Raw genomic sequence first — 10,441 nt, 5'->3', positions numbered from 1 at the left:
CCGCGCGGCCCGCGCCTGGCAGCAGGTCGGCAACGACAGCAAGGTGGCCGCATCCCGTGCACAGCTTGCCGAACTGGGTGTCGACCTCGCCGTCAGCTGACCGCCGCTGACCGTCGGTACTTGCCTTCGGCTCCTCTCCGGAACCGCGGTGCGGAATGTATCAGCGCTGTATGCCGGCCGGTGAGTATTTTGCGTGCCACGGCAGCGGCCGCGGGGTGGGGGAATGCACGGCCCGGGGGGAGATTGTGGTGGAGCACCGGATTGCGGAGCGGGTGGCCAACCCGCGCGACACCGAGGCTGCGCTGGACTGGCAGCTGGAGCGCGTGGGTTCGACGGCCTGGCAGGACTGGTCGCTGAAATTCCAGCGCATGGCGTTCGGCTATGCCCAGGACAGCGGCTGGCACGATCCGGCGGACGCGTTGAAGTGGCTCGACCATCACGCCCTCCTGCGCGAGGGGGCGGCGCCACGGGGGGCGCTGGTCTGGTACCAGGCGGCCGACCGGGTCCGGGTGGCATGTTCACTCGGATCCGGTCAGATGGTCGGGCCACTGCCGTGCGGTCAGGTCGGGGTAGCCACCCTGACCGAACTCAGCACCGACTACGTGTGGTCAGATCCACACTTTCCCTTCGGTCACTGAGCCGTTCGGGCACTGACGATCAGTCGTTGTTGACCCTGTCCATCACGGCGGCGCGCTCGGCGGGCTCGTCGTACGGGCTGTCGCCACCGGCTGCCTTGCGGGCCCGCTCACGCCGCCTGGCCAGCACGTACTCGACCACCATCGGGATCAGCGAGACGAGGACCAGCAGGATCAGTGCCGTCTCCAGATGCGCGTGGATGAAGTCGATCTTGCCCAGGGCGTGCCCGAGCAGGGTGACCCCGGTGCCCCAGAGCACCGCGCCGATCCCGGTCCAGAAGAAGAACTTCTTCTGGTCCATTCGGCCCGCGCCGGCGGTCAGCGTGATGAAGGTCCGCACGATCGGCACGAAGCGGGCCAGCACCAGCGCCCGCGGCCCGTACCTGTCGAAGAAGGCGTGCGTCTGCTCGAGGTACTTCGGTTTCAGGAACCTGGCGTTCGGATTCTTGAACAGCGTGGTCCCGAGCACCCGGCCGATGTAGTAGCCAGACACGTTGCCGAGGAACGCCGCCCCCGTCAGCACGACACAGGCCAGCCAGAGCGGGATGTCGATCTTGCCGAGCGCGATGAACAGGCCGACTGCGAACAGCAGCGAGTCGCCCGGCAGAATCGGGAACAGCAGTCCGCACTCGATGAAGATGACCGCGGCCGTACCCCACAGGGCCCAGTCGCCCAGCCAGTTCAGCAGGAACTCCGGGTCCATCCAGTTGGGCATCAGCATCGCGATCATAGGAAGCACGCGGACAGGGTAGCGTCCAAACCTGTGCAGCGCCTTAATCGAGATCCCGACCCGAACCCCGTCGACGACCTGGTCGGCGCCGATCTGGTGGGCACCCCGGAGGTCGGTGTGGGTCCCTGGGTGGGCGATCCGCCCGACGATCCGCGGCTGGATCCCGACCTGCTGGCGCACGGCGACCGCCGCAACGTGGTGGACAAGTACCGCTACTGGCGGCTGGATGCGATCGTCGCGGACCTCGACCGGCAGCGGCACCCGTTCCACGTCGCGATCGAGAACTGGCAGCACGATCTCAACATCGGCTCGGTGGTCCGGACCGCGAACGCCTTCCTGGCCCGGGAGGTCCACATCGTCGGCAACCGCAAATGGAATCGCCGCGGCGCGATGGTGACGGATCGCTACCAGCACGTCCGCCACCACCCGCGCCTGGAAGACCTGGCCTCGTACGCCGGAACGCAGGGGCTACCGGTGATCGGTATCGACAACCTGCCCGGATCCGTCCCGCTGGAGACGTACGAAATCCCCGCGGAGTGTGTCCTGCTCTTCGGCCAGGAAGGCCCGGGCCTGACCGAAGAGGCGCACGCGATCTGCACCGACGTGCTGTCGATCGCCCAGTTCGGCTCCACCCGCTCGATCAACGCGAGCGCGGCAGCAGCCATCGCCATGCACGCCTGGATCCGCCGCCACACCTACGACCAGAAGCCCCAATAACCCGTTACGTCCGAAGAACTGGCGGGACTGGTCTCCAGTTCTTCGGACGTAAGCGTCGAGAACTAGCGGATCCGGGTGAAACCCACGTAGCTGTCGGTCGAGCCGGAGCCGTCACCGGCGCCGCTGATCCACAGGCGACCGCCGCCGACCGTGGAGCTCGAGAGAAACGCTGCCCCGGCTGGATCTGCCTCCCGGACGAATCCGGAACCGGTCAGGCGGAGCAGGTACGCCCCACCCGTGCCGGTCTCGCCCACGGCGACCGGCCGACCGTTCACCAGGTCCACCGAGGTGAGCCCGGCTGACTCCACCGGGGTGTTCACCTCGGTCCAGGCCAAGCCGTCGTAGTGGTAGGCGACCGGACGTCTCCACAGCTTCGGGTCGTCGCGATGCCCGACGGCCCAGATGTCGTTCGGACCGTTCGCCGCCAGGCTGAGCAGGTCGACTTCGGAGGTGTCACCGGGCAGTTCGGCCGCCTGCCAGCGGCGCCCGTCATAGTGCTTGATCCCGTCGTCCGCCGCCACCCAGACGTTGTCGCGAGCCAGCGGCATGATGTCCCACGGATACGCCGGTGTGCCGACCACGGAGTCGTTGACCGCGGTCCACTTCTTACCGTCGTACCGGTACACGAAGGTGGTCGCGCCGTCGGCGTTCACTCTCGAGCCCAGCATCCAGACCTGGCTCCCCAGCGTCCCCACTGAGACGAACTCACGGCTGTCACCGTCAGAGAAGGCCGGCGCCGGGACGACCTTCCAGCCCCTACCGTTCCACTGCTGCACGAGGAGCCTGCTTGGGGCGTGAGGGCCGCCAGGCTGCTGAAACCCCACGGCCCAGGCTCTGCCCGCACGATCGATGGCGACATCCAGCAACCGCCCGGAGTCGACCGGTTGAGGGGTCGTCTTCCAGCTGGTGCCGTCCCACCGGGCTGCTATCGGCCGAAAACCCTCTTCGCTGTCGAGGGCACCGACAGTCCACAGAGCTCCACTGCCGTACTCGATGGCCGAAGGAAGCAGCGCCTTCAGCCCGGTCGGGGTCTCCGTCCAGTCGAGTGGCGCGGCGAGGGCCGGGCCGCTGCCGAGCACCAGGGCCGCGACGGTCAGGCCGGTCGTGACAGTTGTCCTACGGAGGTGCGTCATCACTTACTTCCTTTGGCGGCGGGGCTGGAGGGCTGCGTCAACGGTCGTGGCGTGAAGAGGCCGGTGGCTCCGTCGACCAAGGCGGGGTTGACCTGCCGCTGCCAGCGTGGGCTGATCACGACGGCCTTCAGTTGGGCGAGGCTGAGGGGTGGCCGCGACGGTGAGGTGCCCGGGTTGTATTCCTCCCGGTTCTCCGACAACAGCGTGATGACGAGCCCGTCCTTGCGATACAGGTTCGCCTGGAGGTGCTTGTAGTTGCCGCTGCTGCCGGAGCTCTGGTTCTCGACCAGTTGGAGCTTGGAGCCGTTTGCCAATGTGTCGATCCGGCAGTTCAGGTCGGCGCCTGCGACGCACTCGGGCGGGAACCGGTGATTGAGAAGCGAGATGGTCACGGTGGCCGTACTTCCGCCGTCCGTGTACCCCAGACTGGCGGAAAGCCCGTCCTGCGTACCGATCCCCTCCGGCCAACCGGTGAAGTCGCCCTTCTGCCCGGCGGTCGGCAACGTCTCGAGGAGGATCTTCAACGCCGCCTGCGGGGTGATGGCCTCCTGCAACGCCGTGGTCGACGTGCTGGCCGGGATGCCGTCGTCAGGAGGACCGTTCAGCGAACCCGCGTGGGCGAAGACACCGCCCAGTACTGCGACTGTCGCCGCGCCGGCGAAGATCCGGAACAGCCGCCGCCGGCGGACCACCCGGGTGCCATAGGCGACGCTGCCGTCGAGCAGTGCCCCGAGGTCGATCTCGGTCTGGTCGACGCCGGCGTGCAGCCGGTCGCGGAGTTCGGTCTCAAAAGTCATCGGAGGTCCTTCTGTTCCGGGGCTCACAGCCCGCTCAACTCGCTGATGTCGCTGCCGAGCCGCACCCGCAACTTGGCGAGCGCGCGGTGGCTGCGGGTCCGCACCGTGCCGGCGCTGACGCCGAGGATCTGTGCGGTGCCTTCGACGCTGTGGTCCTCCCAGTAGCGCAGGACGACGATCGCCCGGTCCCGGCTGGAGAGTTCTGCCAGCGCGGCGAACAGGGTGAGGCGGAGTGCCGTGTCACGGTCGCGGTCGCCCGACTCCGGTACTACGTCCGTCGGGTGCTCGCGGCTGGTCTTCTTCCGGCCGGCGACATAGGTACGGACCATCACCGTCCGGCTGTACGCGACCGGGTTGTCGGCCCGGCGAACCCTGTTCCAGGCGGCGTACAGCTTGCCCAGAGTGCTCTGGGTCAGGTCCTCGGCGGCGTGCCGGTCCCCGGCCAACAGGTACGCCATCCGGAACAGTTGCGCGCCGCGGACCGCCGCGAATTCGGTGAAGTCCTCGAGATCGACACTCACGGTCGCCCTTCCGCTCGGTTTTGCCCGTCGGAAGAGTTAGAGCGCGCTAGACCGGATCTTGTTGCAGTCGAAGTCCGGTGAACTTTCTCAGACGGCGACCGGAGCCGGGCGGTACGCCGCCCAGGCGGACTCGATCATCTCGTGAAGTCCGTACTGCGCTTTCCAGCCGAGTTCGGCCATGATCCGGGCGGGATCGGCGACCACCTCAGGCGGATCGATCGCCCGGCCGGCGACGACCTCGTACGGCAGGTGGATGCCGGTGATGTGCTGGGCCGCCATGACTACGTCGCGCACGCTGGCTCCCTCGCCGGTGCCGACGTTGTAGTAGTCGGCCAGGCCGTCCCGGTCCAGCAGCGCCTCGACCGCTGCCAGGTGGGCATCGGCCAGGTCGGCGACGTGGATGTAGTCCCGGATGCAGGTGCCGTCGGGTGTCGGGTGGTCGTCGCCGAACACCTTCGGCCGCACATCTCGGGTCAGCGCCTGCAGGGTCAGTTGCAGCAGGTTGGCGGTGCCGGGATCACCCAATAACGGACTTCCCGCGCCGCAGACGTTGAAGTAGCGCAGGCTGAGCCACGAAAGCCCTTGCGCGGCTGCGGCGTCCCGGATGAGCCACTCGCACACGAGCTTGGTGGTCCCGTACGGGTTGATCGGCAGGGTCGGGGTCGATTCCGTGACCAGGCCGGCCGGCGGTACGCCGTACACGGCGGCGCTGGAGGAGAACACCAGATTGCGGACGCCGGTGGCTCGCATCGCCTCCAGCAGGCTGGCGGTTCCGCGCACGTTCTGGTCGTAGTAGTACAGCGGCAGGTCCACGGATTCACCGACGGCCTTCTTGGCGGCGAGGTGGATCACGCCGGTCACGTCGTACCGGGTCATCACGGCCGCGAGGGTGGCGGTGTCGAGGACCGAGCAGGTCTCCAGCGGGACGCCGGCGGGCAGCCGGGTAGGGGAGCCGGTGCTCAGGTCGTCGACTACCACTACCCGTCGGCCGGCCCGGGTCATCGCTTGCACGACGTGAGCGCCGATGTACCCAGCGCCACCGGTGACGAGCCAAGTCGAGGTCATGGTCTCCAGCCTGATTCCCCGGCGTCCCGGGCAGAACGTGCACGCGGGGGAGGCGGAAGCAGGCGTTCCGGGGTGGGCGGAGTACTGCAGATGGATGAGACGCGTCTCCACCAGCGGCCCGATTCGCAAGCGGTCTGGACCGGACACCATGAACGATGCCGCGTTCTGCGCGGCAACCGTCCAAAACTCATGGGGGCCGAAGTGAAGTCCATCCGTCCATCCGTACGACGCGGCGCCTGGGCCGCCGCAGTGGCCCTGGTAGGCGTCGGCCTGCTGGCGCCCGCACCAAGCGCTGTCGCCGCGGTGACGCCGCGGATCGACCTGAAGGTACTGGTCGTCAACGACGGCAGCGCCCCGGTCGAGGCGATCGCGAGCGAGCTCGCGGCCGAGGGTGTGCCGTTCACCAAGGTCGACCTCGGCGCTGCCGGGCGGCCCACGCTGACCACCGCGTTCCTGTCCGACAAGGTCGGCAGCACCCCGCGAGCGAAGTACCAGGCCGTCGTGGTGCCGAACGAGGCGCCCGCGGGTCTGAGCGCGGCCGAGCTGACCGCTCTGCAGACCTTCGAGCGCTCCTTCGCCATTCGTCAGGTGGACGCCTCGACCTGGGCGAACCCAGCCGTCGGTCTGAACTACGCCGCCGACCCGGGCTACATCGGCTCCCTGGACGGGATCACCGCGACCGCCACCGCCGAGGGCAAGGCGGCCGACCTGCGCTACCTGGACGGGCCGGTGCCCTTCGAGGACGCGGATCCCAGCGTCTCGGAGAGCTACGGCTACCTGGCCACCCCACTGGCCGGCGCTAACTTCAAGACGCTGGTCGGCGCACCGATCCCCGGTACTTCGCAGACCGGTTCCCTGGTCGGGGTGTACACCAAGGACGGGCGTGAGGAGCTCGTCCTCACCTTCGTCTACAACGAGTTCCAGGAGCAGTTCCAGTTCCTTGCCCACGGCATCATCAGCTGGATGACCCGGGGGATCCACCTGGGCTACGAGCGCAACTACTTCTCCGCGCACATCGACGACGTCTTCCTCGAGGACCTGCGCTGGGACAAGACGGCGAACTGCACGCCCGGCGACCTCTGCCCGGCGGGGACACCGCTCAACGCGCCGATCCTGATGAACAACGCCGATGTGGACTACCTGAAGGCCTGGCAGACCCGGACCGGGATGCCGCTGGACATGACCTACAACGGCGAGGGGACGGCGACCGCGACCGCCCTGACGGCGAAGCTGAAGGCCGACAGGGCCTCGTTCCGCTGGCTGAACCACACCTGGTCGCACCCGTACATGGGCTGCGTGCAGGACTTCACCGTGGTGCCGTGGAAGTGTGCCACCAACGGCACCGGCGCGATCCAGTACATGCCTAAGGCAACTATCTCGACGGAGATCAAGCAGAACACCGACTGGGCCACCACCAACGGTGTCAAGCTGGACAAGACCGAGCTCGTCACCGGTGAGCACTCGGGCCTGAAGACGCTGCCGCAGATGGCGGTGGACAACCCGAACCTCGGGCCGGCGCTGAACGACCGTGGCGTCAAGTACATCGCCTCGGACGCGTCCCGGGAGAAGGACCAGCGCTCCATCGGTGGCGCCCTGACCGTGCCGCGCTACCCGATGAACATCTTCTACAACGTGGCCACCGAGGCCGAGGAGATGGACGAGTACAACTGGATCTACACCAGCCGCGCGAACGGCGGCAGCGGGATCTGTGAGGACAACCCCGGGACCACCACCTGCATCACGCCGCAGAGCACGGTGACCGGCTTCCAAAACTACATCGTCCCGCTCGAGGTCCGGATCGCGCTGCGGCATGTGCTCGGCAACGATCCGCGGCCGCACTACGCGCACCAGTCGAACATCACCGAGGACAGGATCCTGTACCCCGTGCTGGACGGCGTACTGGGTCGCTTCACCGCCACCTACGCCGCGAACAGCCCGCTGCTGCACCCGACCATGAAGGAGTCGGCAACGCTGTTGCAACAGGCAACGACCTGGAAGAACCAGCAGCAGAACGTGACCGCGTACGTCGTCGGCACCACGGTCACGGTCCAGAACAACTCCAGCAACAACATCCCGATCCCGATCACGGTGCCGGACACCACGAAGATTCCCTGTGGTCTGCTGAACCTCTTCACCTGCCCGTTCGGTACGGCGTACGCGGGTGAGCGGTCGGACTACGTGTCGCTGGGCTGGCTGGGTTCGCAGAAGATGACCCTGCCGTCCGGGAAGGGCTACCCGCCGGCAGCTCCGGCGGCGGCCCAGACGACCACGGTGGCGCCGCTCGCGGCACAGCCGCAGCAGGTTGAGCCCGGCCTCCAGCAGCCGGCGAAGATCGGACCGCTCAAGACCGGCGAAGTGCGCGGGGCATGGACGTCGCGCTGATCAACGAAGGTACCTATCCCTACGTCAAAGGCGGTGTCAGCCAGTGGTGCGACAAGCTGATCCGTGGGCTACCTGAACATCGGTTTCGGCTCCTCACGCTGGTGGCGAACGGAACCGAGAAGCAGACTTGGGAGTTGCCCGACAACGCCGCGGAGGTGCGGCCGTTCCCCCTCTGGGGTCCGGCCGCCACCCCCCGGCGGGGACGGCAGCATGCTCTGATCGCCAATGCGGCCAGGGCGGTGCTGGCCGGTTCGGTGCTGTCCCAGCCGGTGACGTTCGAATGGGGCCTGCGGGAGCTGGCCCGGGCCGCGCAGGGCCGGGACTTCGCCCGGTCCCTGCGGGCCTGCGACCTGGCCGGCGACCTGCTGGACGTCTGGCCGGGGGACGAGCCGCTGACCGTGTACGAGGCGATCGTGGCGGCCGAGTTGGTGGAGCGATCCTTGCTGCCGCTGAAGGTCGACCTCGGTCCCGGGCTGGGCCTCACCCACGCGGTGGCGAACGGCCTGCCCACGCTGGTGGGACTGGCCGAGAAGTGGCGCCGCGGTACGCCGCTGGTGATGTCGGAGCACGGCGTCTACCTGCGGGAGCGGTACCTGGCCTTCCGGGAACTGCACTACCCGTCCGGGGTGAAGACGATCGTGCTCGGCTTCCTCCGGCAGTTGGCGGAACTCGGGTACCGCTCGGCGGACTTCGTCGTACCGGTGGCCAAGTTCAACGCACGGTGGGAACACCGGCTGGGTGCGGACGCAGCGTCGGTGGTGCCGATCTACAACGGCGTCGAGCCGGCGCTGTACACCGCGATCGAGGACGAGCCCGAGGTGCCGACGATCAGCTGGGTCGGCCGGGTGGATCCGCTGAAGGACCTGGAGACGCTGATCTCTGCCTTCGCACTGGTGCGGGAGACGTTGCCGGAGGCGAAGTTGCGGCTGTTCGGGCCGACCCCGGACACCAACGTGGACTACGAGAAGCGCTGCCTGGCGCTGGGGGAACGACTGGGGGTGCTGGACGGTATGACACTGGAGGGCCCGGTGCCGTCGTCCCGGATCGCCTTCGAGGCAGGGCATCTGGTGGCGCTGTCGAGCATCTCCGAGGGGATGCCGTACACGGTGATCGAGGCGATGATGTGCGGCCGCGCCACGGTCTCAACAGATGTCGGCGGTACTGCGGAAGCCGTGGCTGAGGCCGGCGCGGTCGTGCCGCCGCGCGATCCCGAGGCTTTCGCGAAGGCCTGCCTGCTGTACCTGCAGGACTCGGAGCTGCGGCACCGCATCGGACGCGCTGCTCGTGAACGGTCGCTGGCCAACTTCACCTTGGACCGGTCGATCGACACGTACCGGATGCTGTACGCGGCTGCTTCGAACGAAGAGCTGGACATCTCCGCATGAGCGCCGACTGCGTATTGCTGCCGGGGATCCGTCACCAACAGGCATCAGAGTTGGTGGAGCGGGCGGGTGTTGCTCCGCCAGTGGATGCCTACGAGGTCGCCGCGGCCCTGGAAGCCAACGGCATCAGCGACCGCACGGCCGTGGAACGCTATGGCCGTCCGGACGTCTTCGTACTCGGCGCCGAGTTGTTGCCCGGGCTGCGGATGCAAGCCGTCAGGTATGCGGTGGCTCCGGTCGCCGCCCGGGTCAAGCTGGTCCCGACGCTGCAACGCGGACTCGTCTTCGTCCTGCCCGCGCTGTTGACCGGGTCGGCGATGGGCGGCCGCAGCGCTCCGCTGGAAGTCCTTCTCCTGCTCGCTTCGGTCGCCTATGGCTGGGCCGCCGGACAAGGCGTCGCGTACGCCGGTTATGCCCTGACCAGTGCGGGCTCCTTGCCCGAGGCCCGCCGATTGATGCGCGATCTGGCAGTCCTGGCACTGATTCCCGCGCTGGTCGGAGCAGGACTCATCGGCTGGCAGTTGCCGTCGGTCGGTTATGTCGCAGGGGTAGCAGTTGGTCAGATCGCCTATGTCCTGGCCTCGTCGATCGGCGTGGTCCTGCAACGGCCCGGCCTGATGCTGATAGTCCTACTGCCCGGTCTTTTGGTCGCCGCACCGGACCTGGCCTTCGGCTGGCTACCCCGCACAGTCGTCCTGGCGGGGATTGCCACAACAGTTCTCGGCACCGTCATCGCGGCCCTCTGGCTCTGCCGCAGCGGACGGACGGCGAGCCGTCCCGTCAAGCGCACCGTGCTGGCAGACAGCCGCCTGTACGCCGGTTACGGCCTCTGCCTGGCCCTCCTACTGACACTGGGCCTCCTCGACGGCCTGGTCGACAGTACTGCGGGCCTCGGCCTGACCCTGACTCCGCTGGTCGGTGGCGTCCTGATGGCCGAGTGGCAGCTCGAGGTCTATCGCGGACGGTCCGGCCTGGCCCTGCAAACCACCAACTCGGCAGCCGCGTTCGCCCAGACCATCCGGGGCGCGATCCTGCGTTGTGTCGGCGGCTATCTCGGGGTGGTGGTGACACTCACGGTG

General features: G+C 67.9%; 10 protein-coding genes. 5 read left to right on the top strand and 5 right to left on the bottom strand.

The genetic code is table 11. The features are described 5' to 3' along the window. Positions 1-170 precede the first annotated feature (170 nt). Complete coding sequence (locus VFG33_RS19535; RefSeq protein ID WP_325054340.1) at positions 171-638, top strand: hypothetical protein; 468 nt, start codon at positions 171-173, stop codon at positions 636-638. Positions 639-657: 19 nt separating this feature from the next. Here VFG33_RS19535 and VFG33_RS19530 read toward each other — a convergent pair whose 3' ends face one another. Next, positions 658-1,365, bottom strand: coding sequence for a DedA family protein (locus tag VFG33_RS19530; protein ID WP_325054342.1), 708 nt, complete (start codon positions 1,363-1,365; stop codon positions 658-660). Between the two features lie 78 nt (positions 1,366-1,443). Between VFG33_RS19530 and VFG33_RS19525 the strand changes: the two genes are divergently transcribed. Next, the gene (locus VFG33_RS19525) at positions 1,444-2,082 is read left to right on the top strand and encodes a TrmH family RNA methyltransferase (protein ID WP_325054341.1); all 639 of its coding nucleotides are present in this window, start codon (positions 1,444-1,446) and stop codon (positions 2,080-2,082) included. Between the two features lie 62 nt (positions 2,083-2,144). Here the strand turns inward: VFG33_RS19525 and VFG33_RS19520 are convergent, their stop codons facing one another. The 4 genes from VFG33_RS19520 to galE all read right to left on the bottom strand — a co-directional run bounded on the left by VFG33_RS19520 (position 2,145) and on the right by galE (position 5,598). Continuing rightward, the gene (locus VFG33_RS19520) at positions 2,145-3,215 is read right to left on the bottom strand and encodes a hypothetical protein (protein ID WP_325054339.1); all 1,071 of its coding nucleotides are present in this window, start codon (positions 3,213-3,215) and stop codon (positions 2,145-2,147) included. Next, a complete protein-coding gene (locus VFG33_RS19515; RefSeq protein ID WP_325054338.1) occupies positions 3,215-4,012 on the bottom strand; it encodes a hypothetical protein in 798 nt (265 codons plus the stop codon). Before VFG33_RS19515 ends, VFG33_RS19520 begins: the two co-directional genes overlap by 1 nt. Positions 4,013-4,035: 23 nt before the next feature. Beyond that, positions 4,036-4,533, bottom strand: a complete 498-nt coding sequence (locus tag VFG33_RS19510) for a SigE family RNA polymerase sigma factor (protein ID WP_325054337.1) — start codon at positions 4,531-4,533, stop codon at positions 4,036-4,038. Between the two features lie 87 nt (positions 4,534-4,620). After that, a complete protein-coding gene (gene galE, locus VFG33_RS19505; protein ID WP_325054336.1) occupies positions 4,621-5,598 on the bottom strand; it encodes a UDP-glucose 4-epimerase GalE in 978 nt (325 codons plus the stop codon). Positions 5,599-5,799: 201 nt separating this feature from the next. Here galE and VFG33_RS19500 point away from each other — a divergent pair, with 201 nt between their 5' ends. The 3 genes from VFG33_RS19500 to VFG33_RS19490 all read left to right on the top strand — a co-directional run. Beyond that, on the top strand, positions 5,800-7,980 hold the full coding sequence (locus VFG33_RS19500; RefSeq protein ID WP_325054335.1) for a hypothetical protein: 2,181 nt from the start codon (positions 5,800-5,802) through the stop codon (positions 7,978-7,980). Beyond that, positions 7,965-9,365 carry a GT4 family glycosyltransferase PelF gene (pelF, locus tag VFG33_RS19495; protein WP_325054334.1) on the top strand — a complete coding sequence of 467 codons (1,401 nt, stop codon included), beginning with the start codon at positions 7,965-7,967 and terminating at the stop codon, positions 9,363-9,365. Before VFG33_RS19500 ends, pelF begins: the two co-directional genes overlap by 16 nt. Then, a partial coding sequence (locus tag VFG33_RS19490) for a hypothetical protein (RefSeq protein WP_325054333.1) occupies positions 9,362-10,441 on the top strand: 1,080 nt, incomplete at its 3' end. The genes pelF and VFG33_RS19490, both read left to right, overlap by 4 nt.

Source organism: Kribbella sp. (assembly GCF_035687465.1).
GTDB lineage: Bacteria > Actinomycetota > Actinomycetes > Propionibacteriales > Kribbellaceae > Kribbella.
The sequence above is the reverse complement of the archived record's forward strand: the minus strand, read 5'-3'. Positions and strand labels throughout refer to the sequence as shown.

Bases quoted from the DNA above. Each gene is read 5' to 3' on its own strand.
- VFG33_RS19535 (WP_325054340.1), top strand. From the start codon at position 171: ATGCCGGCCGGTGAGTATTTTGCGTGCCACGGCAGCGGCCGCGGGGTG.
- VFG33_RS19530 (WP_325054342.1), bottom strand. From the start codon at position 1,365: ATGATCGCGATGCTGATGCCCAACTGGATGGACCCGGAGTTCCTGCTG.
- VFG33_RS19520 (WP_325054339.1), bottom strand. From the start codon at position 3,215: ATGACGCACCTCCGTAGGACAACTGTCACGACCGGCCTGACCGTCGCG.
- VFG33_RS19515 (WP_325054338.1), bottom strand. From the start codon at position 4,012: ATGACTTTTGAGACCGAACTCCGCGACCGGCTGCACGCCGGCGTCGAC.
- galE (WP_325054336.1), bottom strand. From the start codon at position 5,598: ATGACCTCGACTTGGCTCGTCACCGGTGGCGCTGGGTACATCGGCGCT.
- pelF (WP_325054334.1), top strand. From the start codon at position 7,965: ATGGACGTCGCGCTGATCAACGAAGGTACCTATCCCTACGTCAAAGGC.